Below are 24,329 nucleotides of genomic sequence, written 5' to 3'. Positions count from 1 at the left end.
GGCATTGTGGCAAGCCCGATCCCTCGACGGAGAAAGGGTTATCCCCGGCTTGACCTCGAGCCTCAAGCGCCTATGCTGCGTTTTGCATAGGTGAGTCATCCGTGTGCGCGGTTACGGTTGCGCGCGCCCCAGGATGAGCGCCGATTGTCATGACGAATAACGTGAACAACGCGAAACAGGAGACGATCGATGTGGAAAGCACTGCACATTGATCCCGCGAAGTGCACCGGCTGTCTGCAATGCGAGATGGCCTGTTCCTACGAGCACACCGGGGTCATCAATCCGAGCAAGTCGCGCATCAAGGTGTTCAACTTCGAACACGAGGGCCGCAAGGTGCCCTACACCTGTACGCAGTGCACCGAAGCCTGGTGCCTGAATTCCTGCCCTGTCGACGCGATCCGCATCGACCTGAGCACCGGCGCCAAGATGGTGTTCGAGGACACCTGTGTCGGCTGCAAGGTGTGCACGATCGCCTGTCCGTTCGGCACCATCAACTACAACCAGGACACCGGCAAGGTGCAGAAGTGCGATCTGTGCGAAGGCAACCCCGCCTGCGCCAGCGCCTGTCCGACCGGCGCCATCACCTATGTTGACGCCGACTGGACCGGCATCGACAAGATGCGCGCCTGGGCCGCCAAGGCCAACACCCCGGCTTCGGCCGCAGCCTGAGGAGGACGGATCATGGGTTGGAATCGAAAACTCCTGCGGGTGAACCTCTCGGCGGGCACCTGCTCGGTGGAGCCGCTCAACATGCAGTGGGCCGACGAGTACCTCGGCTCGCGCGGCCTGGCCACCAAGTACCTGGTGTCCGAGATCGACCCCAAGGTCGATCCGCTGTCGCCCGACAACAAGATGATCATGGCCACCGGGCCGCTCACCGGCACCATGGCCTCGACCGGCGGGCGCTACACCGTCGTCACCAAGGGGCCACTGACGGGCGCCATCGCCTGTTCGAACTCCGGCGGTTTCTTCGGCGCCGAGATGAAGTTCGCCGGCTGGGACATGGTGATCTTCGAGGGCAAGTCGGCGAAACCGGTGTGGCTCTACATCGAGAACGACAAGGCCGAACTGCGCGACGCCGCCGGGTTGTGGGGCAAGAGCTGCTGGGAGACCGAGGAGCAGATCAAGGACGAGCTGCAGGACCCGCTCGTGCGCATCTCGTCGATCGGCAAGGCGGGCGAGAACCAGGTGCTGTATGCCTGCGTGGTCAATGACCTGCATCGCGCGGCCGGCCGTTCCGGCGTGGGCGCGGTGATGGGCTCGAAGAACCTCAAGGCGGTGGCCATCCGTGGCACCAAGGGCGTGTCGGGCATCAAGGATTTCGGCGCCTTCCTGAAGGCGACCAGCGACGCCAAGAAGGTGCTCGCCGACAACGCGGTCACCGGCCAGGGTCTGCCCAAGTACGGCACCCAGGTGCTGATGAACGTGATCAACGAGATTGGCGCGCTGCCGACCCGCAACCACCGCGACGTGCAGTTCGAGGATGCGTCCAAGATCTCCGCCGAGGCAATGCACGAGAAGCGCGAGTCCGATGGCAAGACCCACCTGGTCACCAACGCCGCCTGCTTCGGCTGCACCATCGCCTGCGGGCGCATCTCGGAAATCGACAAGGGGCACTTCACCGTCAAGAACAGCCCGAAGTACTGGGGCGCCTCCGGCGGCCTGGAGTATGAGGCCGCTTGGGCGCTGGGTGCGGCCAACGGTGTCGGCGACCTCGAGGCGCTGCAGTACGCCAACCTGATCTGCAACGAGCAGGGCATGGACCCGATCTCCTTCGGCGCCACGGTCGGCGCGGCGATGGAGTTGTACGAGCTGGGCATCCTCAACGACGACATCATCGGGATGGCGGCGCCCTTCGGTTCGGCCGAGGCGCTGGCGAAGATGGTCGAGATGACCGCGGTGGGCGAGGGTTTCGGCAAGGAGCTCGGCATGGGCAGCAAGCGCCTGTGCGAGAAGTACGGCCGTCCCGAGCTGTCGATGAGCGTGAAGGGCCAGGAATTCCCCGCCTACGACTCGCGCGGCATCCAGGGCATGGGCCTGGCCTACGCCACCTCCAACCGTGGCGCCTGCCACCTGCGCGGCTATACGGTGGCGTCCGAAGTGCTCGGCATTCCGGTCAAGACCGACCCGCTGGCCACCGACGGCAAGCCCGAGCTGGTCAAGGCCTTCCAGGACGCCACCGCGGTGTTCGACTCGGCCGGCATCTGCGTCTTCACCAGCTTCGCATGGACCCTGGCCGACGTGCAGCCGCAGGTGGCCGCTGCCTGCGAGGGTGACTGGAGCATGGAGAAGCTGAACGAGGTGGGCGAGCGCATCTGGAACATGGAACGCATGTTCAACAACGCCGCCGGCTTCACCGCCAAGGACGACAATCTGCCGCCGCGTCTGACGCAGGAACCGGCCAAGACCGGTCCGGCCAAGGGCATGGTCAACGGCCTGGCGAAGATGCTGCCCGAGTATTACCAGGTGCGCGGCTGGACGCCCGAAGGCCAGCCGACGGCCGAGACGCGGGCCCGTCTGGGACTGTAACGGTGCAAGCCTGAGCGGGCGCCCTTCGGGGCGCCCGCCTTTCGTTCGAGGATGCTCCAATGAAACACCTTATTCTCGGCAACGGCCCGGCAGGCGTCGTTGCTGCCGAAACGCTGCGCAAGGCCGCGCCGCACGACGAGATCGTCATGGTTGGCCATGAGGACGCGCCACCGTATTCGCGCATGGCGATCCCCTACCTGCTCGAAGGCAACATCGACGAATCGGGCACGTATCTGCGCAAGGGCGCCGACCATTTCGAACGCCTGCGCGTCCGCCAGATGCGTGGCCGCGCGGTGGCGCTCAACACCGAAAAGCGCACCGTGCTGTTCGACGACGGCCATTTCGAAAGCTATGACCGCCTGCTGATCGCCACCGGCTCGCATCCCGTGCGCCCGCCGATCCCCGGCGTGGACCTGCCCGAGGTGCAGACCTGCTGGACGCTGGGCGACGCACGCGCGATCGCCGCCCATGCCAAACCGGGCGCGCGCGTGCTGCAGCTGGGTGCCGGCTTCATCGGCTGCATCATCATGGAGGCGCTGGCCAAGCGCGGCGTGCAGCTCACGGTGGTGGAGATGGGCGACCGCATGGTGCCGCGCATGATGACGCCCAAGGCCGGTGGCATGATCAAGCGCTGGGTGGAAGAGAAGGGCATCCGCGTCGTCACCTCGGCGGGTGTGCAGCGCGTCGATCGTGGCAGCGAAGTGGGGGCCGACGCACCCTTGGCCGTCACGCTGTCGACCGGTGACCGCCTGGATTGCGACCTCGTCATCGTCGCCGCGGGTGTCGCGCCCAATGTCGGCTTCCTGGAAGAGACCCCGGTGCATGTCGCCAAGGGCGTGCTGGTCGACGACCGCATGGAGACGAGCGTGTCCGGCATCTTCGCCGCCGGTGATGTGGCCGAGGCGCCGGATCTCTTCACCGGCGCGCACCTCGTCGCCGCTATCCAGCCCAACGCCGCCGACCAGGCGCGCATCGCGGCGATGAACATGGCGCGCGGCGCCACCGCCAGGGACACGAAGCTCAATGGTGTGCTGGCGATCAACGTGCTCGATACGCTGGGCCTGATCTCATCGTCCTTCGGCCAGTGGTGGGGCGAGAAGCCGGACGCCGGCGGCAGCGGTGTCGAACTGGTCGACGAGGCGCGCTACCGCTACCTCAGCCTGCAGTTCAAGGACGACGTGCTGATCGGCGCCACCTCCATCGGCCTGACCCAGCACGTCGGCGCACTGCGCGGCCTGATCCACGGCCAGGTCAGGCTTGGCGACTGGAAGGACCGTTTGCTCGCCAACCCGCTGTCCTTCGTCGATGCCTACGTTGCCCGCAGCCAGCAACCGATGGCGCTGGCGCGCTGAGGGCGGCGCATGGAGACCCGTGTGACGATCCGCATCGCCTTCAAGCTCTTTGCCTCGCTGTCGGACTACCTGCCCGACGGCCACCGCGGCAACCGGCTGGAACTGGACGTGGACGAGGGCACGACCGTGGCGGAAATGATTCACCGCTACCGCGTGCCCGAGCGCAGCGCCCACCTGGTGCTGGTCAACGGCCATTTCGTGCCGCCGGCCGAGCGCGCCAGGCGCCGCTTGCAGGACGGCGACGAGCTCGCCATCTGGCCGCCGATCGCCGGCGGCTGAGGCGTGGCCTTCATCAATGGCCCGGTGCCCGAGTCCTTCGAGCGCCGGGTCACCGCCACCGCGCGTGAATTCGAGCGCGACCTGCGCCAGGCCTGGCCCGCGGTGCAGGGCAGCGCGGAAGCTCGGCGCCTGAGCCTGCAGGAGGGGGCGCAAATGCTCGTCATCGAACTGGAGCCGGCCGGCGTGCGTCGCCTGGGGCTGTTCGAGCTGCCGCAACTGATCGTGCGCTACCGTTTCGGGCCGGGTGACGAGGCCGCGCGCCGCGCGCTACTGGTGCGTCTCGACCGGGCGATGCAGAAGGGAGGCGGCTGACAGCGCGTCTGCCCGATCAACGCTCCGCGCGTTCCGGCGGGCAGGGGGTTTCGGTTATGCTCCCCGCCGATGTCCGCCTTCGCCGCCACCTTCTCCGACGCGATTTCGCTGCTCGCTACCTTCGACCACACCGTGGCCGAGATCGTGGTGCTGTCGCTGCAGGTCAGTGGTGGCGCGGTGCTGCTGGGCACGCTGATCGGTCTGCCACTCGGCGCATGCATTGCGGTGGGGCGTTTCCCGGGCAAGAACACGCTGTCGGTGCTGGTCAACGGACTGATGGGCCTGCCTTCGGTGGTGGTGGGGGTGGTGGTGTACCTGCTGCTGTCGCGCTCGGGGCCGTTCGGTGGCTTCGGCCTGCTGTACACGCCGCTGGCGATGGTCATCGCGCAGAGCCTGCTGGTGATTCCGCTGATGGCGGCGATCACGCGCCAGGTGGTTGAGGACGTGTGGCAGCGCTACGCCGAAGAATTGCAGCTGATGCGCTTTTCGTGGTGGGACAGCGTCACCACGCTGCTCTACGACTGTCGCCACTCCTTGCTGGTGGCGGTGCTGGCGGGCCTGGGGCGCGCGATGAGCGAGGTGGGGGCGGTGATGATCGTCGGCGGCAACATCGACCGGGCGACGCGCGTGATGACCACCGCGATCGCGCTCGAGACCAGCAAGGGCGACCTCGCGCTGGCGATCGCGCTCGGCGTGGTGCTCATCGTCATCATCCTCGCGCTCAACGCGCTGGCCTTCGTGCTGCGCCATTGGGCAATGCGGCGCTACGGCTGAGGCGGACGATGGCAATTTTTCCCCTGCGCATCCGCGGCCTGCGCTACCAGCCCAACGGCCGCGAGGTGTTGGCCGGCATCGATCTCGATCTGGGCGACGAAGGCATCACCCTGGTGCTGGGCCCCAACGGGGCGGGCAAGAGCGTGCTGCTGCGGGTGATCTGCGGCCTGATCGAACCGGACGCCGGCAGCATGGCCTGGGGCGACGAGGGCGCGCGCCGGCCGGCGCAGGGCGTGATGATGGTGTTCCAGCGGCCGATGATGCTGCGCGCCTCTGTACTGCAGAACGTCGCGCTGGGGCTGAAACCCCTTGGGCTGACCGCCGCCGAACGCCGCCGGCAGGGGCTGGCGATGCTCGAGCGTGTCGGCCTGGCCGACCGTGCCGAGGACAGTGCGCGACAGCTTTCCGGGGGCGAGCAGCAACGCCTCGCGCTGGCGCGCGCGTGGCTGACGAAGCCGCGCCTGCTGCTGCTCGACGAGCCCACCGCCAGCCTTGACCCGTCGGCCAGCGCCGAAGTCGAGCGCATCATCCGCGAGATCCGTACCGACGGCACCCGCGTCCTGATGGTCACCCACAATCTTGGACAGGCCACGCGGCTCGCGGACGACATCGTGTTCATGTCTGCGGGGCGGGTGTGCGAGCACACCCCGGTGCGCGCCTTCTTTGCCCGTCCACAGTCGGAAGAGGCGCGCCTCTTCATCCAGGGAGAACTTCCATGGCGGATGCGTTTTCACGGCGCGTGAAACGTTCGATGCCCGTGTCGGCGCTGATCCTCTTCGCGCTCGCGGCGCTGGCGCTGATACCGGCGCTGATCTGCTTTGCGGGCGAGGGTGCGCGACTGCACCCGGCGCTCGCAGACCCGATGGCTGGGCTGGCCTTCCTGGTGTCGGCGGTCGCGCTGGCGGGGTCGGGTGCTTTTCCGCTCGCGCTGGCCAGGCTGGCCCGCAGCGATGAGGCCGGGCGGCGCGACTGACCCGCTCGTGCGCCTCAGGCCTTCCAGTGCCCCGATTTGCCGCCGAGCTTTTCCATGAGCTGAATGCCTTCCATGCGCATGCCGCGGTCGATGGCCTTGCACATGTCGTAGATCGTGAGCAGGCCGACATTCACCGCGGTGAGCGCTTCCATCTCGACGCCGGTGCGGCCGACGGTTTCGGCGGTGACGGTGCAGCGGATGGCGCACTCGGTTTCGTCGAGGTCGAACTCCACCGCGACCCGCGTGAGGGGGATCGGGTGGCAGAGGGGGATGAGGTCGCTGGTGCGCTTGGCGGCCTGGATCGCGGCAATGCGGGCGATGCCGAGCACGTCGCCCTTCTTGGCCGTGCCGGATTTCACCATCGCGAAGGTATCTGGAAGCATCAGGATGCGGCCGGTCGCAATGGCGACGCGGCGGGTCTCGGCCTTGGCGCCGACGTCGACCATGTGGGCCTGGCCTTCGCCGTCGAAATGGGTGAGCGGGTTGGAGGATACGGTCGTCATGGGCGGAGATGGGGGCGGGCTGCTCGCGCAGGGCGCATGCTGCACCGGACGAGGTGCCAGCAAAACACGCCGATACATCGAGTGTGGGAACGGGTTGGCGTCGGGCAGTATCATAGCATCCGATGATGCGACGACCTTTCGCCCTCCTGCTCAGTTGCGCGCTTGCGCTGCCCGCTCCGCTCAGTGCCCAGTCGTACGATCTTCCGGATCTGGGCGACGTGGCGGCTACCGAGCTTTCCCCCGCGGCCGAGCGCCGCATCGGTGAAGAGATCATCGCCCAGATCCGCTGGCGGGATGCCGCCTACCTGGATGACCCGGAGATCGAGGAATACGTCAATCGCCTCGGACATCGGCTGGCGGGGGTGAGCAACAACCCCACGCAGGACTTCGACTTCTTTGTCGTGCGCGACCCGACGCTCAACGCTTTCGCGTTGCCTGGCGGCTATATCGGTGTGCATACCGGGCTGCTGCTCGCGGCGCAGACCGAGTCGGAGTTCGCCTCGGTGCTGGGGCACGAGATCGCCCACGTCACCCAGCGCCATATCGCACAGATCGTGGGCAAGCAGAGCCAGTCGGCGATGCTGATGATGGCTTCGCTGCTGGTGGCGGTGCTGGCGGCGCGCAGCAATTCCGATGTGAGTCAGGCTGCGATCGCCGCCGGGCAGGCCGGGGCCATCCAGTCACAGCTCGGCTATACCCGCGCCTTCGAGCGCGAGGCCGATCGCGTGGGGCTGGAGACGCTGGACAAGGCGGGGATGGACGTGCGCGGCATGCCGAGCTTCTTCGAGCGTCTTCAGCGCAACACCCGGGTGTATGAGAACAACGCGCCGGCGTACCTCCGCACTCACCCGCTGACGACGGAACGTATTGCCGACATGGAGAACCGTGTCACGCGAATGCCGTACCGGCAGGTGCTCGACTCCGCCGACTTCCGCTACGCACGCGCGAAGCTGCGTGCAGATGCGGGCCAGCCCGCCGACGCGGTGCGGGACCTGGAGTCCGAAGTGGCGCGTGCGCCCCAGGCGGAGGAGATGGCCTATGGGCTCGCACGCGCGCTGCTGCGTGCAGGACGTGCCGACGATGCCCTGGTGCGTCTCGATGTGGTGCGAAAGCGTGCGCCCGCGTCCCCCTGGCTGGAAACGCTGGCTGCCGAGATCCACATCGCGCGCCGGGACGGTGCGGAAGCAGTGCGCATCCTGGATGCGGCGCGCAGGCAGTTTCCGGCCAGCCGCAGCGTGGCCTATGCGCTTGCCGATGCCCGCATCCAGGCAGGGCAGGCCGGCGAGGCCGCGAAGGCGGTGCGGCGTCTGCTTGACGATCGTAGCGGTGATCCGCGCCTGTGGCAGTTGCTCTCGCGCGCACATGCTGCGCTCGGCGAGCGTAGTGCGCAGCACCGCGCGCAGGCGGAGGTGTATGTACTGCGCGGCAGCTTGCCGGCGGCCATCGAGCAACTGGAGATCGCGCGCAAGGCGGGTGACGGCGACTTCTATCTGCTGTCTGCCGTGGATGCCCGTTTGCGCGAACTGCAGCGCAGCCTGCAGGAAGCGCGGCGGCAGCAGTGAGTGTTTGCGGCGCTTTGCCGGTTGCCTGCCGTACTTTAGAATCGGTCGCGCTTGAAAACCCCAGAACAAAGGACGGAGAGGATGAATTTCGACAAGGAAGTGGATGCCCGTGGTCTGAACTGCCCGTTGCCCATCCTGCGTGCCAAGAAGATGCTGGCAGAGATGCTTTCGGGGCAGGTGGTGCGCGTGGTGGCGACGGATCCGGGTTCAGTCAAGGACTTCCAGGCATTTGCACGCCAGACCGGGAATGAGCTGGTCAAGCAGGGCGAGACGGCAGACAAGGCGTTCGAGTTCTTCCTGAAGCGGAAGTAGGTTTGCGGCGACGCCGGGCCACGGCGAAGCTGCCTGACGGCGTCATGGCGAACCGCATTCGCGCCTGGTTTCCGTAAGACAGCAAACGGGCTGCCGCGATCAATCGGGCAGCCCGTTTTGTCTTGCCAGCGCAGATGGGTACTTAAGCGCCCAGCTTGGCCAGTTGCGGTTTCAGCTTCTCGAGGGTGGCCTTGAATCCGGCGAGGCGATCCCGCTCCTGCTGGACCACCGCGGCGGGTGCACGATCGACGAAGCTGGCGTTGCCAAGCTTGCCTTCGGCCTTGGCGATCTCGCCGTCGAGGCGGGCGATCTCCTTGCCCAGGCGTTCGCGCTCGGCAGCGACGTCGATCTCCACCTTCAGCATCAGCCGGGTCTCGCCGGCCACCGCGACCGGGGCGAGTTCGTCCGCGCCGATCTCGTCAACGATCTGCACCTCGGCGAGCTTGGCCAGGCCGGCAAGGTAGGGCGCATAAACGGCGAGCGCGGCCTTGTCGCCCGCGGCCACCAGCGGCAGGCGCTGGGCGGGGGAGATGTTCATCTCGCCGCGCAGGTTGCGGCAGGCGTAGATCATTGCCTTCAGTTCGGCGACCTTGGCCTCCGATGCCTCGTCGATGCGACCCATGTCCGCGCGCGGGTAGCGCACGCGCATGATGCTGTCGCCGTCCTTGCGTCCGGCAAGCGGTGCCACGGTCTGCCAGAGTTCTTCGGTGATGAAGGGGATCAGCGGATGCGCCAGGCGCAGCACGGTCTCGAGTACGCGCAGCAGCGTGCGGCGAGTGGCGCGCTGCTGCGCCGGGGTGCCGGACTGGATCTGCACCTTGGCGAGCTCCAGGTACCAATCGCAGTACTCGTCCCACACGAACTCATACACCGCACGCGCGACCAGGTCGAAGCGGTAGGCCTCGAACTGCGCCGCGACTTCGGCCTCGGTGCGCTGCAGGCGCGACACGATCCAGCGGTCGGCGAAGGAGAAGTCGAGCACCTCGGTGGAGCAGGCGACGTTGTCGCCGATGCCGCAGTCCTGGCCCTCGCAGTTCATCAGCACGAAGCGGGTGGCGTTCCACAGCTTGTTGCAGAAGTTGCGGTAGCCCTCGCAGCGCGCGAGGTCGAACTTGATATCGCGGCCCGGGCTGGCCAGGCTGGCGAAGGTGAAGCGCAGCGCGTCGGTGCCGAAGGCGGGGATGCCCTCGGGGAATTCCTTGCGAGTCTTCTTCTCGATGCTCTGCGCCTGCTTGGGGTTCATCAGGCCGAAGGTGCGCTTGCCGACCAGCTCGTCGATGCCGATGCCGTCGATGAGGTCGATCGGGTCGAGCACGTTGCCCTTGGACTTGCTCATCTTCTGGCCTTCCGCGTCGCGGATGAGACCATGCACGTAGACGTGATTGAACGGGATCTTGCCGGTGATGTGCCTGGTCATCATGACCATGCGCGCCACCCAGAAGAAGATGATGTCGAAGCCGGTGACGAGCACGGTCGAGGGCAGATAGAGGTCGAGCGCGTCGTTGCTCTTGCCGGGCCACTCGGCGGTCCAGTCCAGGGTCGAGAACGGCCACAGCGCCGACGAGTACCAGGTGTCGAGCACGTCGTCTTCCTGGCGCAGGTGGCCGGCGTCGTGGCGGGCGTGCAGCAGCGCCAGACGCTCGGCGATTGCCGGGTAGTCGGCGGTGGTCTGGCCCTCGCTCTGGCGCGACTGCACCTCGGCGGTCAGTGCGTCGATCTCGGCCTGCAGGTCGGCCTTCCAGGCGCGGATCGCCTCTTCCTCGCAGGTGGCGACGAAGATCTTGCCTTCCTCGTCGTACCAGGCCGGGATGCGGTGGCCCCACCACAACTGGCGCGAGATGCACCAGTCCTGAATGTTGTTGAGCCACTGGTTGTAGGTGTTGACCCAGTTCTCGGGGTAGAACCTGATCTCGCCCGAGGCGACGACGTCGAGCGCCTTCTGGGTGATGCTCTTGCCGTCCGCGCCGGGCTTGGACATGGCGACGAACCACTGGTCGGTCAGCATCGGCTCGATCACCACGCTGGTGCGGTCGCCGCGCGGCACCTGCATCTTGTGCGCCTTGATCTCGAGCATCAGCCCGAGCTGTTCGAGCTCGGCGACCACCGCATCACGCGCCGGCACGCGATCCAGGCCGGCGACGCTGGCGGGCATCGGCACGCCTTCGAGCGTGATGCCGTCGGTGGTGTAGCGCTCGGCCACCGCGGGCACGCTGCCTTCGAGCGTCAGCACCACGATCATGTCGAGCTTGTGACGCTGGCCGACGGCGTAGTCGTTGAAGTCGTGCGCCGGCGTGACCTTGACGCAACCAGTGCCGAACTCGCGGTCGACGTAGTCGTCGGCGATGATCGGGATGTGGCGGCCGGTGAGCGGCAGGGCGACGGTCTTGCCGATGAGGTGGGCGTAACGCTCGTCCTCCGGGTGCACCATCACCGCGACGTCGCCGAGCAGGGTCTCGGGGCGGGTGGTGGCCACCGTCAGACCTTTCAGTTCACCGATCGGACCGTCGCTGAACGGATACAGGATGTGGTAGAGCTTCCCGTCCTCTTCCTCGGACACCACTTCCAGATCGGACACCGCGGTGCCGAGCTTCGGATCCCAGTTCACCAGTCGCTTGCCGCGGTAGATCAGGCCCTCGTTGTAGAGGCGCACGAAGGTCTCGGTGACGGTCTTCGACAGGCCCTCGTCCATCGTGAAGCGCTCGCGCTTCCAGTCCGGGCTGGTACCCAGGCGGCGCATCTGGCGCGTGATGGTGCCGCCGGAGTACTCCTTCCACTCCCACACCTTCTCCAGGAAGCGCTCGCGGCCGAGGTCGTGTCGGCTGATGCCTTGGGCATCGAGCTGGCGCTCCACGACGATCTGGGTGGCGATGCCGGCGTGGTCGGTGCCCGGCTGCCACAGCGTGTTGTCACCCCGCATGCGATGGTAGCGGGTGAGCGCATCCATGATCGTCTGGTTGAAGCCGTGCCCCATGTGCAGCGTGCCGGTGACGTTGGGCGGCGGCAGCAGGATGCAGAAGGCGTTGGGGTTCGACTTGTCGAGTCCGGCGTTGAAATAGCCGCGGGATTCCCATTCCGGGTACCAGCGACGTTCGATGTCGGCGGGCTCGAAGCTCTTGGCCAGTTCCATGGTGTTCTACGCGCTTGTAGGCAAAGCGCGGATTATAGCGGATGCGCGCCGCGGGCCCCGATGCGCGCGCCGGCGTGTTCAGGCGCGGGGGGGCGGCGTGTCGTCGCTGTTCTGGTCGAGCAGGGCGCTGATGCGTGCGGAGATCTCCGGCAGCAGGGTGGCGCGCAGGTGGGACTGGACCTCGATCTCCAGTTGCCGGCGCACGCGATCCAGCTCGCGCGAGACGAGTTGAGGCAGCTCGGCTTCGACCCAGCGTGAAATCTCGCGGGCAATCGTGGTGTCGAGTTCGACGAGTCGCTCCGTCAGGTCCGGTAGCGCTGGCGTGCCGGCTGGGGGGCTGTCGGGGAAGACCGCATCCAGGACCGGGTCCGGCCCCTGTGTCGATGGCGCTGGGGCCGCAAAGGATGCGCTGGGTGCTGGCTGGGCTTTGATGGGGGGGGGCGCAAGGTCTTCCCAACGCAGTGGTGCGGCGAGTGGTTCGATGTGTTCGGGTTCAGCTGCGGGCTGAGGCATCGCTTCCGCCGGGCGCCAGCCCGCGGGCGGCTCGAAGTCCTCGACCACTTCGGTGAGGATGGGAAGTTCGTCGTCGTCGAAGCGCTCGTGGGCGGGCTCATGGGGGACGTTGGGTGCTGGCGCGTCGGTCCCGCGGTGACGGCGCAGCAGGGCGTCTGCCTGGTCGATCAGGTCGTCGGCACGTTCGAACTCATCGTCGTCAGGAAACGAGGACCATTTGTTCATAGCGCCTCCCTGCGTTCGGCGTCGAAGGCCTTGAGTTCGCAGCCCAACTCGCGGTAGCGCATCCAGCGCTGGCGGGCAGCGTGCCGTTCTGCAGCGTCGTGTCCGACGATCTCGACCACCATGCGGAAGGCGTCGTGCTCGGCGGGCAAATCGTCGCTGAGGTTGAGCAGCACGTCGCCATGCGGCCAGTTCGGGGCTTCCCCCGCGCATGCCAGCGTGACGGGCGTTTCGCTGGCCAGTGCATGGTCAGCGGGGACATGGGGGATGAAACTCAGCGGTTCGGCCGTCCACAGCAGCTTGTCGAGCGTACGGAGCTGCTCGGGAGTCGTGCAGCGCACCGCCACCTTGCGGCTGCGGCCGTGGGCGTTCGCGACCAGCTCGCAGGCGAGGGCGAGCCGGTCGGGCGTGTTGTGGTAGAAATGAACGCGTGCGGCCATGGCAGGACGACCGTTGCTCAAGCCTTTCTGGCGGCGCGGCCGATCAGGAAGGACGACAGCAGCGGCACCGGACGGCCGGTGGCGCCCTTGGCGTCGCCCGACACCCAGGCAGTGCCCGCGATGTCGAGATGCGCCCATTTGTAGGCCTTGGCGAAGCGCGACAGGAAGCAGGCAGCGGTGATCGTGCCGGCGTAGCGGCCGCCGATGTTGCCCATGTCGGCGAAGTTGCTCTTGAGTAGCTCCTGATACTCCTCCCACAGCGGCAGCTGCCATGCGCGGTCGCCGGATTCGGTGCCGCGGCGCAGGATCTCGGCGGCGAGCTCGTCATCGTTTGCGAGCAGTCCGCTCGGGATCTTGCCGAGCGCGACCACGCAGGCGCCGGTGAGGGTGGCGATGTCGATCACGCACTCGGGCTTGAAGCGCTCGGCGTAGGTGAGCGCATCGCACAGGATCAGGCGGCCTTCGGCGTCCGTGTTGAGCACCTCGATGGTCTGCCCCGACATCGAGGTGACGACATCGCCCGGCTTGGTGGCGCCGCCACCGGGCATGTTCTCGGTGGTGGGGACGAGACCGACGAGGTTGATGGGCAGGCCCATCTGTGCGATCGCCTTGAAGGTGCCGAGCACGCTGGCGGCGCCACACATGTCGAACTTCATCTCGTCCATCTCGGCGGCGGGTTTCAGCGAGATGCCGCCGGTGTCGAAGGTGATGCCCTTGCCGACCAGCACGATGGGCTTTGCCTTGGTCTTGCCACCCTTGTAGTGCATGACGATGAACTTGGGTGGCTGGTGCGAGCCGCGGGCCACCGACAGCAAGGCGCCCATGCCGAGCTTTTCCATGTCGGCGCGTTCGAGCACTTCGACGTCGAACTTGTACTGCTTGCCGAGCGCCACTGCGGTTTCGGCCAGATGCGTGGGGGTGCAGAGGTTGCCCGGCAGGTTACCGAGATCCTTCGCCAGCGCCATACCGGTGGCGATCGCCTGCCCCTGCAGCATGGCAGTGTCGAACCCGGCGTCGAGTTCGCTGCTGACGAGCAGGGTGAGCTTCTTCGTGCCGCGGTGCTTCCTGTCCTTCTTCTTGTCGGTCTTGAGCGCGTCGAAGCGGTAGGCGCCGTCGGCGAGGATGCGCGCGGCCTGCTGCAGGCGCCAGGGCAGGTCACGGCCGCTTGGCCCCACCTCCGCGAGCGTGATCACGGTGTCCTTCGCCGGACTGGAGGCGAGCACCTTCGCGGTGGCGCTCAGCGCGTCACGGTAGGCCTTGTCGCTGAACGCGTCTTCCGTGCCCAGGCAGACAAGCAGAACGCGCTCCGCGTGCGTGCCATGCACGTCGTGCAGCAACAGCGTGGAGCCGGCCTTGTCCTCGAGATCCCCGCGCTTGAGCAGGGCGGAAACGAGCCCTTGCGCCGCATCGTCGACGACTGCGCTGAGAGGGGGGAGCTTGCTGCCGGCGAACACGCCGAGCACCAGCAGGCCGGTCTTCAGCTGTGCCGGGTTGCCGGTCTTTATGGTAAATTCCATCCGCTTTTTCCTTGTAAATACGCCGGTTTCGGATTGCGGTCGATTATGGCCCGTTCGCAAGCAGGGCGTCAAAAAGGCTTCCCGTCTGCATCCGCGCGAGCTGCGCGGCGGGGTGCCGCGTTCCGGTACCGCATCTTGCCCCGCTTCCCGTCTCCTCCGCCTCCTTCTTCGCTGCTTCTTCCGAGCCGATCCGGGCTCGTCGTCCGATGATCTTCCGTCGTGCCTTGCAACGGGAGCTCGCGCAGACGGCAGCCGCGGTGTTCGTTGCCCTGTTCGCGATCCTGATCTCCACCGTGCTCATCCGCCTGCTCGGCCAGGCGGCAGGGGGCAGCGTGCCGGCCGATGCGGTCGCTGCGCTGATCGGCTTCGGGGCGCTCGCGCAGATGCCGACGGTCCTGACGCTGACGCTCTTCATTGCCATCCTGGTTTCACTTTCGCGCAGTTACCGTGACTCCGAGATGGTTGTGTGGTTCGCTGCGGGTGTGCCGCTGACGTCCTGGATCCGGCCGGTGCTGATCTTTGCCCTGCCGCTGGTGCTGGTGATTGGCGCCGGGGCGCTCTATCTGTCCCCCTGGGCGCAGCAGAAGAGCGGCGAATACCGCGCGCGGCTGGACAGTCGCGACGATACGCAGCGTGTCGCGCCAGGCGTGTTTCGTGAATCCTCCAGCGCGCAGCGCGTGTTCTTCGTGGAAGTGGGGGCGGGCGAAGACGGGCGCGTGCGCAACGTGTTCGTCAGCGAGCAGACACGCTCTGGCGGGTTGGTTGTGATCGTGTCGTCCGAAGGCTTCCTGCGCAGTGATGGCGAGGGACGGCGCTACGTGGTGCTGGAGAACGGACGGCGCTATGACGGCACCCCGGGTACGCCGGCGTTCCGCGTGATGGAGTTCGGTCGCTACGAGGTGCAACTGGAGCAGAAGCAGGTCACCAGCCAGCTCGCCCGCACGCGCGCGCAGCCGACCGCATTGCTGCTGGCGCAGCAGGACAAGCGCAGCCTGGGCGAACTGGTCGGGCGCATCGGCGTACCGGTCGTGGCGCTGCTGCTTGCGCTGCTGGCCATTCCGCTCTCCTTTGTCAATCCTCGCGCCGGGCGGGCCAATAACATGCTTATCGCGCTGCTCGTCTATCTGCTCTACAGCAACGCGATCTCGGTGTTCCAGTCCTGGGTGACGCAGGGGCGGGTTGGTTTTGTCCCGGGCCTGTTGCTGCCGCATCTGGTGGTGCTCGGTGCGCTCGGGCTGCTGTTCTACACGCGGCTCGCCGTGTCACCGTTCTGGCGGAAGCGTACATGAGCGTGGTGCTGCTGCGCTATCTCGCGCGGGAAATCTTCGGCTCGACCCTGCTGGTGCTGGTCGCCTTCCTCGGCCTGTTCGCCTTCTTCGACCTCATCAACGAGCTCGAGGACATCGGCAAGGGGGGCTATACGCTCTACCAGGCGGTGATCTATGTGGTGCTGACCCTGCCGGCGCGGGTCTACGAGCTGATGCCGATCGCGGTGCTGATCGGTAGCCTCTATGCGCTGGCGACGCTGGCGCGGCATTCCGAGATTACGGTGATGCGTGCCTCGGGCATGTCGAACGGCGCGCTGATGCGCACCCTGGGCCTGATCGGCGTGGTGTTCGTCGCCCTGGTGTTCCTGATCGGTGAGTACGTCGCGCCCCCCGCCGAGTCGGCGGCGGAGGAGTGGAAGCTCAACGCAACCAAGGCCACCGTGTCGCAGCAACTTCGCTCCGGGCTGTGGGTGAAGGATGGGCGGCAAGTGATCAACGTGCGTACGCTGATGCCGGATCGCACGCTGCGCAACGCGCGCATCTACACCTTCGACGAGAACTATGCCCTCGTCTCCATCGCCGAGGCCAGCCAGGGCGTGTTCGACGGGCAGGGTGAATGGAAGTTGCTCGAGGTCGCCCGTACCCGCTTTCACGGTGACCGCACCGAGGTCGAGCACCTGCCGGAAATCGCGTGGAAGTCAGAGCTCACGCCGGAAGTGCTGGGTGTGCTGATGGTGTCGCCGGAGCACATGCAGCTTGGCAGGTTGTGGACCTACATCAAGCACCTGCGCGACAACGGTCAGAATTCGGACCGTTTCGAGATCGCGCTGTGGAAGAAGATCATCTACCCCTTCGCCGTGCTCGTGATGATGGCGCTGGCCATGCCATTCGGTTTCATCCATGACCGCATGGGCGGCGCGAGCGCGCGCATCTTCATGGGGGTCATGCTGGGGGTGGGCTTCCACCTGCTCAACGGCCTGTTCTCCAACCTTGGCATGATCAACGCCTGGCCGCCGGTCATGGCCGCGCTGACGCCGAGCCTGATCTTCCTTGCTGCGGCCGCCTGGCTGATGCACTACGTCGAGCGCCGTTGAGCGCAGACGCTGCCGCTTGGGAAGGCGCGGCATTGGATATGCCGGTGAACGAAAAAACGGGCCCGAAGGCCCGTTGCGAGAAGTGACCGCAGCGCGCTGCGATCAGCCTTCCTGTTGCTGCTGGGCGGCGCGCTTTGCAGCGGCCGCCTTGTAGTCCAGCTTTTCCTTGATGCGAGCCGACTTGCCCGAGCGCTGGCGCAGGTAGTACAGCTTGGCGCGACGCACGTCACCACGACGCTTGACCTCGATGCCGGCGACCAGCGGCGAGTAGGTCTGGAACGTACGCTCGACGCCCTCGCCCGAGGAGATCTTGCGGACGATGAAGGAGGAGTTGAGGCCACGGTTGCGCTTGGCGATCACCACGCCCTCGTAGGCCTGCAGACGCTCGCGGTTGCCTTCCTTGACCTTCACCTGGACGACCACGGTGTCACCGGGGCCGAAGGCGGGGATGGTCTTGCCGGCGGCGACGCGGGCGATCTCTTCCTGCTCGAGTTGCTGAATCAGGTTCATTGCAAAAACTCCATCGATGTTATCGGCCTTCCGCCATCTGCGTCGGCCTGGCCGCAGAGCAGGTCGCAACCTGGTACGTGCCGTTTGTGTAAGGGGTTCAGGTCTGCCGACCTTCCGCCCCGGCTTGCTCCTGCCTGAACTCCTCAAGCAGTTTCAATTCGGTCTTGCTCAGCTGGCGCAACCCGAGCAGGTCGGGTCTGCGCTGCCAGGTGCGGCCCAGCGCCTGCTTGAGCCGCCAGCGGCGGATCGCCGCGTGGTTGCCCGACAACAGCACATCGGGCACTCGATCGTTCTCGTACATCTCTGGCCGCGTGTAGTGCGGACAGTCCAGCAGGCCGTCGGCAAAGGAGTCTTCCTGTGCCGAGTCGGCCGTATTCAGTGCGCCGGGCAGCTGACGCACGATCGCGTCGAGCAGTACCATCGCCGGCAATTCCCCGCCCGACAGCACGAAGTCGCCGAGCGAGAGTTCTTCATCGACCTCACGCTCGATCAGGCGCTGATCCACGCCTTCATAGCGTCCGCAGAGCAACACCAGCCCAGGCTCTGCAGCCAGTTCCATCACCACTGCCTGGTCCAGCCTTCGACCCTGCGGCGACAGGTAGATTACCCGTCCGCTGCGCCCTAGCGCCTGTTCCTGCGCCGTGCGCGCCGCAGCGATCGCCTGTGCGAGCGGCTCGACCAGCATCACCATGCCCGGACCGCCACCATAGGGGCGGTCGTCCACGGTGCGGTGCGGGTCGCTGGTGAAGTCGCGCGGGTTGTGGAGCCCCATGGCGTACAGCCCGCGATCGATCGCCCTTCGTGTGATGCCGCTTCCGGTGAGGGCCGCGAACATCTCGGGGAAGAGCGTAATCACGTCGTAGCGACGTTGCCCACCTTCGATGCCCTTCGGCGCTCCTTCCTGCGTAGCGTCCGTGGAGGCTTGCGCTTCGACCGGAAGCGTGCAAGTCCGCGTCACCAGTCTTTTTCCCAGCTCACCCGGATGCGCCGGGCAGCCAGATCTACGTCCAGCACGTAGGCGGCGACAAAGGGAATCAGGCGTTCCACGCTCCCTTCGCCTTCACCTTCCTGCAATTGCAGCACGTCATGGGCACCGGTCGAAACCAGTCCCTTCACCGTGCCCAGCGCTTCACCGGCCTCGTTCTCGACCGCCAGGCCGACAAGGTCGCCCCAGTAGTATTCGCCCTCGGCCGGCTTGGGCAAGGCTTCGCGCGGCGCGGCGATGTAAAAGCCATCGATCGCTTCTGCGGACGACCGATCGGGGACCTCGGTCAGCGCGGCGACGAGCCCCTTGCCGTGCGCGCGGCAGGCCGCGAGCGTGTATTGCTTCCATTGGGAAGCCGGCGCAGCGTCGTCGCTGCTCAGCCACCAGTGGGACATCTTGCGCCACGACAGTGGATCGTCACCGAAGGGGTGGATCTTGACCCACCCTTGAACGCCAAAAGGGGCGACGATGCGCCCCAGTACGATCATGCTTCGTTCCGCCGTGGCAGACCGCAGCCGATCAAGCAGCCTTGGCGGCCTGCTTGACGAGGCGGGCAACCGTCGGCGACAGCTGGGCGCCGTTCTGCTGCCAGTAGGCCAGGCGCTCGGTGTTGATCACCAGGCTCTGTTCGGCGCCGGCAGCGATCGGGTTGTAGTAACCGACACGCTCGATGAAGCGACCGTCGCGACGATTGCGCGAATCAGCAACGACCATGTTGAAGAACGGGCGCTTTTTGGCGCCACCACGGGCAAGGCGAATGACGACCATCTGTTATTCCTGATCGGTGGATGCGAAAAACCGCGGAGTATAGGCCTTTGCTCCCGAGACGGCAAGAATAATGCGCAACTTTCCTGTGCATGGAGATGGGCCGAAAGGGCCGCTTCCCCGTAGCGGTGGAGCAGATAGAATGCGGTGTGCCCGACAGCGCGACCGACCATGAACACGTCCCCACTTCTTTCCGACGAAGCCCAGGCCCTGCTCGACCTGTTCGAGGATCGGGCTTTTGCGCCTTCGGTCGAGGGCCTCGAGGCCCTGCGCGATCCGCTTTGCGCGGTCCTGCAGAGGGGCGGTGCGCTGGAGGGGGGAGGTGTCCGTGTCGGCGTGGCGGCGGTGTCCTTTCTGCGGCGACTCTGCGCGGATTATCGCGCCGAGGCGGCGGGCTGCCCGCTGCCGCTTGACGAGGCGCTGTTCGCACGCCAGGCGGCATTGGGCTCCTTGTTGATTGCTGTTTCGGGCGGGTTGCTCCAGTTTGTCGAATCCGGTGCCGGGGGCAGTGCATCCGAACGGGATGCGGCCGCTGCGCACGCTTTCGAGGCGGTGCTCGAAGTCTTCCGTGTCGCGGGGCTCGCGGCCTCGGACGTGCCCGAGGGCAGTTGGCGGCTCGCACATCGACTCGCGCGCTCTACGGGGATCGGCACGGCTGCCGGGCAGCGCCTCGCGCCCTGGTATCTGCGCCTGCTCACGCTTGCCGCTTCACAGCCCGATGCGCTGACCGGCCGGGAACTCGTGTGGCTGTTCGATTTCCTCGATGAGCGCCTGCTCTCGGTTGCCGATCTTACGCGGAGCAGCCCGGCGGCGACTGCGGCGCAGTGGTGGGTGGACCTGGCGGGCGACGCTCCACCGGTGGCGGTCGCGCGCAGGCCTGTGCCGGCCGAGCGGGAGGGTAGCTCCGAGATCTGGTCCTTCAATCCCAGGCCGATGGCGCAGCGCTTGGGCGAGTGTATTGATTGGGTAACGGCGAACCTGACTGCCGCGGAGCTTGCCGGCGCCCAGGACGAACTTGCGCCGGAGGCGCTGCAGGGCGCGGGTCTGCCGCCCGGGCTGAAGGCCCTCGAGGCGCTCGCGCTGCTCAAGCGCTTGCGTGGTCTGTGGATGGCCGTTCCGGTGCGGGAGCAGCCGCGTCGCGCCCGGCACTATGCAGTCCAGGTGTGCGTCGGGCTGCATGCGATGTGGTTGCTGGGAAAGGATGCTGAGCGCCCGCTGGCCGGCATCCAGAAGTGGGAGGTCATCAACGAGAGCCCGGGTGGGCTTGCGATCATGAGCGTTGCCGGCGTCCGGGGAGAGATTGAATCCGGCTCCACACTGGCTCTGCGGCGCGATGCCGAACAGCCTTGGTCCATCTGCATCGTGCGTTGGGCGCGCAGCGAGCACCCGGGGCAACTCGAGCTCGGCTTGCAGATCGTCGGCGTCGGTTTTCAGCCGGTGGAGGTCGGTTTTCGCGGCCGGGCCGCGAAGAAGCTTGAGCCCGCGCTCGCCCTTCCGGCGATGGAGCCCGTGCGGCGCCATCCCGCCATGCTTGCGCCCGCTGGCACCTATGCTTCGCGCCGCTTTGTGTTCGTGCGCGAGGGCGCGTCGCTCTACATCGCGCAGGCGCGTGCGCTCGGACTCGACATGCAGACCTCGCGTGTCGAACTGTTCCAGTACGAGCTCGATCCGTATCCGATCTGATCCGGCGCCCGCGAGTCGGGATCCGAGGTCCGGAGCTCGTTACCCGGAACCCGCAGGGCTGCCGGGGGACGAAGGGTATAATTCGCCCCCCGCCCTGGAACACAGCCCCCATGCACGAAATCCTCGTTCTCTACTACAGCCATCGCGGCTCGGTACGCGCGCTCGCCGAACAGATCGCCGTTGGCATCCATCAGGTCCCCGGGGCGTGTGCGCGGGTCAGGACTGTGCCGAGGGTTTCCACCGTGTGCGAGGCGGTGGAGGACGACATCCCGGCGGATGGCCCGCCCTACGTCGAGGTCGCCGATCTTGAGGCCTGCATCGGGCTCGCACTGGGCAGTCCGACGCGGTTCGGCAACATGGCGGCGCCGATGAAGTATTTCCTGGATGGCCTCGCTGGCGCGTGGGTCAACGGCGCGCTCGAGGGCAAGCCGGCCTGCGTGTTCACGTCCTCGGCGAGCATGCACGGTGGTCAGGAGGGCACGCTGCTGAGCATGATGCTGCCGCTCTTTCATCACGGAATGCTGGTCATGGGGCTGCCCTTCAGTGAGGGGGTGCTGAGCAGCACACGCTCGGGCGGCACGCCCTACGGCGCGAGCCATGTGGCGGGGGTGGACGGGCAACCCGAGCCCAGCACCGACGAGGTTCATCTGGCGCAGGCGCAGGGCAGGCGGCTGGCAGAGACGGCGCTGCGCCTGGCGGGTGTGCGATGAGTGCGCAATCGCTGTCCAGGCTTTCCAGCGTCCTGCTGCTGTCCCTGATCGCGCTCTGTGTGGTGTGGGAAGGCTGGCTCGCGCCGCTGCGACCGGGCGGGTCGTGGATGATGCTGAAGGCGCTGCCCTTGCTCCCGGCGGTGTTCGGTGTGCTGCGCGGGCGTCGCTATACCTCGCAGTGGCTGTCGATGCTCTCGCTGCTGTACTTCACCGAGGGCGTATTGCGCGCCACGGATCCCGGTCTCACCGGACTGTTCGCAATCGTGGAGATTGCGCTTTCGGTCGCGCTGTTTGCCAGCACCATGCTGCACGCGCGCGCTACCGCGCCGTCGCGGATGCAGTGACGCGGGGGAGGAAGGGGCAGGGGGCTTGCGCCCTCAGTCTGCCTGCCCCTGCGTGTGACGGGCTCAAACCTGCGGGTTGAGGCGCTCGGTGCCGACGTGCAGCTTGTTGAGCGCGTTCAGGTAGGCCTTGGCCGAAGCGACGATTATATCGGTGTCGGCGCCTTGCCCGTCCATGACGCGCCCTTCGTGCGACAGGCGAACGGTCACTTCACCCTGGGCGTCGGTCCCGGTGGTGATTGCATTGACCGAATACAACAGCAGTTGGCTGCCGCTCGTGACGATGGACTCGATCGCCTTGAAGGCCGCATCCACCGGCCCGGAACCTTCGGCACGCGCATGCGATTCATGTCCGCCCACGGTGAGCGTGAGCTCGGCCACCGGGGTTTCTCCCGTTTCGGAGTGGAAGCGGGTCGACACCAGGCGGTACTGCTCGGGCGCTGGCGTGACGGCCTCGTCGCGCATCAGTGCGGTGAGGTCCTCGTCGAAGATCTCCGACTTGCGATCGGCGAGATCCTTGAAGCGGGCGAAGGCCTGGTTCAGGTGCTCCTCGCTTTCGATCTCGATGCCAAGCTCCTGCAGGCGGGCGCGGAAGGCGTTACGGCCGGAGAGCTTGCCGAGCACCAGCTTGTTGGCACCCCAGCCCACGTCTTCGGCACGCATGATTTCGTAGGTTTCACGGTGCTTGAGTACGCCGTCCTGGTGTATGCCGGACTCGTGCGCGAAGGCGTTGGCGCCGACGATGGCCTTGTTGGGCTGCACCGGGTAGCCGGTGATCTGCGACACCAGCTTGGAGGCGGGCACGATCTGGGTGGCGTCGATGCCAGTCTCGACCGGGAAAATGTCGGCGCGCGTGCGTACCGCCATGACGATCTCCTCCAGCGAAGCATTGCCCGCACGCTCGCCGAGGCCGTTGATCGTGCATTCGACCTGGCGGGCGCCGGCGCGTACCGCGGCGAGCGAGTTGGCCACGGCCAGGCCGAGGTCGTTGTGGCAGTGCACCGACCACACCACCTTGTCGGCGTTGGGGACGCGCTCGATCAGGGCGCGTACGGTACTGGCGAACTGCTCGGGTACGTTGTAGCCGACGGTGTCGGGCACGTTGATCGTCTTCGCGCCGGCCTGGATGACCGCCTCGAAGATGCGGACCAGGAAATCGATCTCGGAGCGGCCGGCGTCTTCGGCCGAGAACTCGACGTCGTCCGTGTATTCGCGCGCCCAGCCGATTGCCTTGACCGCCTGCGCGACGACCTCGTCGGGTGTCATGCGCAGCTTCTTCTCCATGTGGATCGGGCTGGTGGCGATGAAAGTGTGAATGCGGCCGCGGGCTGCGGGGGTGATTGCTTCGCCCGAGCGGCGGATGTCCTTCTCGTTGGCGCGGGCAAGGGAGCAGACCGTGGAGTCCTTGATCGCTTCGGCGATGGAGCGAACGGCCTCGAAGTCTCCGTTGGAGGCGGCAGCGAAGCCGGCCTCGATGACGTCGACCCGCATGCGCTCGAGCTGGCGGGCAATGCGCAGCTTCTCGTCGCGGGTCATCGATGCGCCCGGGCTCTGCTCGCCGTCGCGCAGGGTGGTGTCGAAGATGATCAGCTTGTCTTTCATGGCTTGCTCCCGGGGTCGGTCAAATCGCCTGCCGTCGATGCGTCAGGGCCGTCTTTCTGGTCTTTCTGTGCAGCGGAGGCGGGTGGGGCCGGTGGCTCCTGCCTCGACTGCCTGCGTCTGTGCCAGCGCAGCACGGCAATCACATAGCCCGATGCGGCATAGACCAGGAAAAGTGCGAACAGGATCCCCGGCGGATAGCTGGAGATGAGCGCGAAGGCCAGTACCAGTGCGATCAGTACGATGAAGGGGACGCTCTTGCGCAGGTTGATGTCCTTACCGCTCCAGAACAGTACGTTGCTGACCATGGAGACGCCGGCGAAGATGGTCAGCGCCGCGGCGTACCCACGCAGTTCGTCGCCGCTGAAGCCGTTGTCGATGCCGACCCAGACCATGCCGGCAACGAGGGCGGCTGCGGCGGGGCTGGGCAGGCCCTGGAAGTAGCGCTTGTCGACGACGTCGATGTTGGTGTTGAAGCGGGCCAGGCGCAGAGCCGCGCCGGCGCAGTAGATGAAGGCGGCCATCCACCCCAGCTTGCCGAGATCCTGCAGCGCCCACTCGTACATGACGAGCGCGGGTGCTGCGCCGAAGGAGACCATGTCGGAGAGGGAGTCGTACTCGGCACCGAATTCGCTCTGGGTATGCGTCATCCGGGCGATGCGGCCGTCCAGTCCGTCGAGCGCCATGGCCACGAAGATCGCTACTGCGGCGTATTCGAAGCGGTCGTTCATCGCCTGCACGATGGCGTAGAAGCCGGCGAACAGCGCGGCCGTCGTAAAAAGGTTCGGCAGGATGTAGATACCACGCCGACGTTTCTCGATGACCGGCGCGAGATGCGGTTCGTTGTAGGGCACGTTGGGCTTACCAGCTAGAGATCCTGAATGCGCATTCTAGCGCAGGCGCGCGTATGCCCGGCGCTCCGGAGCGCAAAGCGCAGTGATTGCCTGGCCCGCGCAGGT

At 66.6% G+C, this 24,329-nt stretch carries 26 protein-coding genes; 15 read left to right on the top strand and 11 right to left on the bottom strand.

The features are described from left to right. Nucleotides 1-189 precede the first annotated feature (189 nt). The 8 genes from ACPT9U_RS09505 to ACPT9U_RS09470 all read left to right on the top strand — a co-directional run bounded on the left by ACPT9U_RS09505 (nucleotide 190) and on the right by ACPT9U_RS09470 (nucleotide 6,219). The gene (locus ACPT9U_RS09505; RefSeq protein WP_020687811.1) at nucleotides 190-669 is read left to right on the top strand and encodes a 4Fe-4S dicluster domain-containing protein; all 480 of its coding nucleotides are present in this window, start codon (nucleotides 190-192) and stop codon (nucleotides 667-669) included. Nucleotides 670-681: 12 nt separating this feature from the next. After that, the gene (locus tag ACPT9U_RS09500) at nucleotides 682-2,529 is read left to right on the top strand and encodes an aldehyde ferredoxin oxidoreductase family protein (protein WP_435750723.1); all 1,848 of its coding nucleotides are present in this window, start codon (nucleotides 682-684) and stop codon (nucleotides 2,527-2,529) included. A 59-nt stretch (nucleotides 2,530-2,588) separates the two neighbouring features. Next, complete coding sequence (locus ACPT9U_RS09495) at nucleotides 2,589-3,881, top strand: NAD(P)/FAD-dependent oxidoreductase (RefSeq protein ID WP_435750722.1); 1,293 nt, start codon at nucleotides 2,589-2,591, stop codon at nucleotides 3,879-3,881. A 9-nt stretch (nucleotides 3,882-3,890) separates the two neighbouring features. Next, on the top strand, nucleotides 3,891-4,160 hold the full coding sequence (thiS, locus tag ACPT9U_RS09490) for a sulfur carrier protein ThiS (RefSeq protein ID WP_094268369.1): 270 nt from the start codon (nucleotides 3,891-3,893) through the stop codon (nucleotides 4,158-4,160). Between the two features lie 3 nt (nucleotides 4,161-4,163). Continuing rightward, a complete protein-coding gene (locus ACPT9U_RS09485) occupies nucleotides 4,164-4,472 on the top strand; it encodes a hypothetical protein (protein WP_435750721.1) in 309 nt (102 codons plus the stop codon). Between the two features lie 69 nt (nucleotides 4,473-4,541). After that, the gene (locus ACPT9U_RS09480) at nucleotides 4,542-5,246 is read left to right on the top strand and encodes an ABC transporter permease (RefSeq protein WP_435750720.1); all 705 of its coding nucleotides are present in this window, start codon (nucleotides 4,542-4,544) and stop codon (nucleotides 5,244-5,246) included. Nucleotides 5,247-5,254: 8 nt separating this feature from the next. Beyond that, nucleotides 5,255-5,989 (top strand): ABC transporter ATP-binding protein, encoded by a 735-nt coding sequence (locus ACPT9U_RS09475; protein ID WP_435750719.1) that lies wholly within the window; start codon nucleotides 5,255-5,257, stop codon nucleotides 5,987-5,989. Nucleotides 5,990-5,997: 8 nt separating this feature from the next. Further along, nucleotides 5,998-6,219, top strand: coding sequence for a hypothetical protein (locus ACPT9U_RS09470; RefSeq protein ID WP_418363361.1), 222 nt, complete (start codon nucleotides 5,998-6,000; stop codon nucleotides 6,217-6,219). 14 nt (nucleotides 6,220-6,233) lie between these two features. On the opposite strand, the gene moaC is transcribed toward ACPT9U_RS09470, so the two are convergent. Next, entirely contained in the window at nucleotides 6,234-6,722 is a 489-nt protein-coding gene (moaC, locus tag ACPT9U_RS09465; RefSeq protein ID WP_418363274.1) for a cyclic pyranopterin monophosphate synthase MoaC, read from the bottom strand. A 122-nt stretch (nucleotides 6,723-6,844) separates the two neighbouring features. Between moaC and ACPT9U_RS09460 the strand changes: the two genes are divergently transcribed. After that, complete coding sequence (locus tag ACPT9U_RS09460) at nucleotides 6,845-8,284, top strand: M48 family metalloprotease (protein WP_435750718.1); 1,440 nt, start codon at nucleotides 6,845-6,847, stop codon at nucleotides 8,282-8,284. An 81-nt stretch (nucleotides 8,285-8,365) separates the two neighbouring features. After that, nucleotides 8,366-8,596, top strand: coding sequence for a sulfurtransferase TusA family protein (locus tag ACPT9U_RS09455; RefSeq protein WP_418363272.1), 231 nt, complete (start codon nucleotides 8,366-8,368; stop codon nucleotides 8,594-8,596). A 142-nt stretch (nucleotides 8,597-8,738) separates the two neighbouring features. Here the strand turns inward: ACPT9U_RS09455 and ACPT9U_RS09450 are convergent, their stop codons facing one another. The 4 genes from ACPT9U_RS09450 to ACPT9U_RS09435 form a co-directional block, all read right to left on the bottom strand. Further along, nucleotides 8,739-11,723, bottom strand: a complete 2,985-nt coding sequence (locus tag ACPT9U_RS09450; protein WP_435750717.1) for a valine--tRNA ligase — start codon at nucleotides 11,721-11,723, stop codon at nucleotides 8,739-8,741. 78 nt (nucleotides 11,724-11,801) lie between these two features. Next, nucleotides 11,802-12,461: a hypothetical protein gene (locus ACPT9U_RS09445; RefSeq protein ID WP_418363270.1), complete on the bottom strand. Its 660-nt coding sequence runs from the start codon at nucleotides 12,459-12,461 to the stop codon at nucleotides 11,802-11,804. Next, complete coding sequence (locus ACPT9U_RS09440) at nucleotides 12,458-12,898, bottom strand: DNA polymerase III subunit chi (protein ID WP_418363269.1); 441 nt, start codon at nucleotides 12,896-12,898, stop codon at nucleotides 12,458-12,460. The genes ACPT9U_RS09445 and ACPT9U_RS09440 overlap by 4 nt, the downstream gene beginning before the upstream one ends. Nucleotides 12,899-12,915: 17 nt before the next feature. Beyond that, the gene (locus ACPT9U_RS09435) at nucleotides 12,916-14,415 is read right to left on the bottom strand and encodes a leucyl aminopeptidase (protein ID WP_418363268.1); all 1,500 of its coding nucleotides are present in this window, start codon (nucleotides 14,413-14,415) and stop codon (nucleotides 12,916-12,918) included. Between the two features lie 206 nt (nucleotides 14,416-14,621). Between ACPT9U_RS09435 and lptF the strand changes: the two genes are divergently transcribed. Both lptF and lptG read left to right on the top strand, forming a co-directional pair. Further along, entirely contained in the window at nucleotides 14,622-15,704 is a 1,083-nt protein-coding gene (gene lptF / locus ACPT9U_RS09430) for an LPS export ABC transporter permease LptF (protein WP_435750716.1), read from the top strand. After that, nucleotides 15,701-16,777, top strand: a complete 1,077-nt coding sequence (gene lptG, locus ACPT9U_RS09425) for an LPS export ABC transporter permease LptG (RefSeq protein ID WP_435750715.1) — start codon at nucleotides 15,701-15,703, stop codon at nucleotides 16,775-16,777. The genes lptF and lptG overlap by 4 nt, the downstream gene beginning before the upstream one ends. A 102-nt stretch (nucleotides 16,778-16,879) precedes the next feature. Here the strand turns inward: lptG and rplS are convergent, their stop codons facing one another. The 4 genes from rplS to rpsP form a co-directional block, all read right to left on the bottom strand. Then, the gene (gene rplS, locus ACPT9U_RS09420; protein ID WP_418363265.1) at nucleotides 16,880-17,287 is read right to left on the bottom strand and encodes a 50S ribosomal protein L19; all 408 of its coding nucleotides are present in this window, start codon (nucleotides 17,285-17,287) and stop codon (nucleotides 16,880-16,882) included. A gap of 97 nt (nucleotides 17,288-17,384) precedes the next feature. Next, nucleotides 17,385-18,143 carry a tRNA (guanosine(37)-N1)-methyltransferase TrmD gene (gene trmD, locus ACPT9U_RS09415; RefSeq protein WP_418363360.1) on the bottom strand — a complete coding sequence of 253 codons (759 nt, stop codon included), beginning with the start codon at nucleotides 18,141-18,143 and terminating at the stop codon, nucleotides 17,385-17,387. Between the two features lie 98 nt (nucleotides 18,144-18,241). Further along, nucleotides 18,242-18,760: a ribosome maturation factor RimM gene (rimM, locus tag ACPT9U_RS09410; protein WP_418363264.1), complete on the bottom strand. Its 519-nt coding sequence runs from the start codon at nucleotides 18,758-18,760 to the stop codon at nucleotides 18,242-18,244. Nucleotides 18,761-18,791: 31 nt separating this feature from the next. Beyond that, entirely contained in the window at nucleotides 18,792-19,040 is a 249-nt protein-coding gene (gene rpsP, locus ACPT9U_RS09405) for a 30S ribosomal protein S16 (protein WP_418363263.1), read from the bottom strand. Nucleotides 19,041-19,208: 168 nt separating this feature from the next. On the opposite strand from rpsP, the gene ACPT9U_RS09400 reads away from it, so the two are divergent. The 3 genes from ACPT9U_RS09400 to ACPT9U_RS09390 all read left to right on the top strand — a co-directional run bounded on the left by ACPT9U_RS09400 (nucleotide 19,209) and on the right by ACPT9U_RS09390 (nucleotide 21,774). After that, complete coding sequence (locus ACPT9U_RS09400; protein ID WP_435750714.1) at nucleotides 19,209-20,720, top strand: hypothetical protein; 1,512 nt, start codon at nucleotides 19,209-19,211, stop codon at nucleotides 20,718-20,720. Between the two features lie 110 nt (nucleotides 20,721-20,830). After that, nucleotides 20,831-21,430: an NAD(P)H:quinone oxidoreductase gene (wrbA, locus tag ACPT9U_RS09395; protein ID WP_435750713.1), complete on the top strand. Its 600-nt coding sequence runs from the start codon at nucleotides 20,831-20,833 to the stop codon at nucleotides 21,428-21,430. Next, on the top strand, nucleotides 21,427-21,774 hold the full coding sequence (locus ACPT9U_RS09390; protein WP_418363260.1) for a DUF2069 domain-containing protein: 348 nt from the start codon (nucleotides 21,427-21,429) through the stop codon (nucleotides 21,772-21,774). Before wrbA ends, ACPT9U_RS09390 begins: the two co-directional genes overlap by 4 nt. Nucleotides 21,775-21,837: 63 nt before the next feature. On the opposite strand, the gene ACPT9U_RS09385 is transcribed toward ACPT9U_RS09390, so the two are convergent. Then, complete coding sequence (locus tag ACPT9U_RS09385; RefSeq protein WP_418363259.1) at nucleotides 21,838-23,373, bottom strand: 2-isopropylmalate synthase; 1,536 nt, start codon at nucleotides 23,371-23,373, stop codon at nucleotides 21,838-21,840. Further along, nucleotides 23,370-24,224, bottom strand: a complete 855-nt coding sequence (pssA, locus tag ACPT9U_RS09380) for a CDP-diacylglycerol--serine O-phosphatidyltransferase (protein WP_418363258.1) — start codon at nucleotides 24,222-24,224, stop codon at nucleotides 23,370-23,372. Before pssA ends, ACPT9U_RS09385 begins: the two co-directional genes overlap by 4 nt. Between the last annotated feature and the right edge of the window lie 105 nt (nucleotides 24,225-24,329).

The sequence above is a fragment of the Thauera sp. AutoDN2 genome (assembly GCF_051280715.1).
Classification (GTDB): Bacteria; Pseudomonadota; Gammaproteobacteria; order Burkholderiales; family Rhodocyclaceae; genus Thauera.
Note: the sequence above shows the minus strand (reverse complement) of the source record. Positions and strands in the feature narration are given on the sequence as shown.

Excerpts from the sequence above, each read along its gene's own strand:
- ACPT9U_RS09475 (WP_435750719.1), top strand. The coding sequence starts at position 5,255 with ATGGCAATTTTTCCCCTGCGCATCCGCGGCCTGCGCTACCAGCCCAAC.
- ACPT9U_RS09400 (WP_435750714.1), top strand. The coding sequence starts at position 19,209 with ATGAACACGTCCCCACTTCTTTCCGACGAAGCCCAGGCCCTGCTCGAC.
- wrbA (WP_435750713.1), top strand. The coding sequence starts at position 20,831 with ATGCACGAAATCCTCGTTCTCTACTACAGCCATCGCGGCTCGGTACGC.
- ACPT9U_RS09440 (WP_418363269.1), bottom strand. The coding sequence starts at position 12,898 with ATGGCCGCACGCGTTCATTTCTACCACAACACGCCCGACCGGCTCGCC.
- ACPT9U_RS09460 (WP_435750718.1), top strand. The coding sequence starts at position 6,845 with ATGATGCGACGACCTTTCGCCCTCCTGCTCAGTTGCGCGCTTGCGCTG.
- thiS (WP_094268369.1), top strand. The coding sequence starts at position 3,891 with ATGGAGACCCGTGTGACGATCCGCATCGCCTTCAAGCTCTTTGCCTCG.
- ACPT9U_RS09445 (WP_418363270.1), bottom strand. The coding sequence starts at position 12,461 with ATGAACAAATGGTCCTCGTTTCCTGACGACGATGAGTTCGAACGTGCC.
- rplS (WP_418363265.1), bottom strand. The coding sequence starts at position 17,287 with ATGAACCTGATTCAGCAACTCGAGCAGGAAGAGATCGCCCGCGTCGCC.
- rpsP (WP_418363263.1), bottom strand. The coding sequence starts at position 19,040 with ATGGTCGTCATTCGCCTTGCCCGTGGTGGCGCCAAAAAGCGCCCGTTC.
- ACPT9U_RS09390 (WP_418363260.1), top strand. The coding sequence starts at position 21,427 with ATGAGTGCGCAATCGCTGTCCAGGCTTTCCAGCGTCCTGCTGCTGTCC.
- ACPT9U_RS09385 (WP_418363259.1), bottom strand. The coding sequence starts at position 23,373 with ATGAAAGACAAGCTGATCATCTTCGACACCACCCTGCGCGACGGCGAG.
- ACPT9U_RS09500 (WP_435750723.1), top strand. The coding sequence starts at position 682 with ATGGGTTGGAATCGAAAACTCCTGCGGGTGAACCTCTCGGCGGGCACC.
- ACPT9U_RS09435 (WP_418363268.1), bottom strand. The coding sequence starts at position 14,415 with ATGGAATTTACCATAAAGACCGGCAACCCGGCACAGCTGAAGACCGGC.
- ACPT9U_RS09495 (WP_435750722.1), top strand. The coding sequence starts at position 2,589 with ATGAAACACCTTATTCTCGGCAACGGCCCGGCAGGCGTCGTTGCTGCC.
- ACPT9U_RS09455 (WP_418363272.1), top strand. The coding sequence starts at position 8,366 with ATGAATTTCGACAAGGAAGTGGATGCCCGTGGTCTGAACTGCCCGTTG.
- lptF (WP_435750716.1), top strand. The coding sequence starts at position 14,622 with ATGATCTTCCGTCGTGCCTTGCAACGGGAGCTCGCGCAGACGGCAGCC.
- ACPT9U_RS09480 (WP_435750720.1), top strand. The coding sequence starts at position 4,542 with ATGTCCGCCTTCGCCGCCACCTTCTCCGACGCGATTTCGCTGCTCGCT.
- ACPT9U_RS09505 (WP_020687811.1), top strand. The coding sequence starts at position 190 with ATGTGGAAAGCACTGCACATTGATCCCGCGAAGTGCACCGGCTGTCTG.
- ACPT9U_RS09470 (WP_418363361.1), top strand. The coding sequence starts at position 5,998 with ATGCCCGTGTCGGCGCTGATCCTCTTCGCGCTCGCGGCGCTGGCGCTG.
- lptG (WP_435750715.1), top strand. The coding sequence starts at position 15,701 with ATGAGCGTGGTGCTGCTGCGCTATCTCGCGCGGGAAATCTTCGGCTCG.
- rimM (WP_418363264.1), bottom strand. The coding sequence starts at position 18,760 with ATGATCGTACTGGGGCGCATCGTCGCCCCTTTTGGCGTTCAAGGGTGG.
- moaC (WP_418363274.1), bottom strand. The coding sequence starts at position 6,722 with ATGACGACCGTATCCTCCAACCCGCTCACCCATTTCGACGGCGAAGGC.
- ACPT9U_RS09450 (WP_435750717.1), bottom strand. The coding sequence starts at position 11,723 with ATGGAACTGGCCAAGAGCTTCGAGCCCGCCGACATCGAACGTCGCTGG.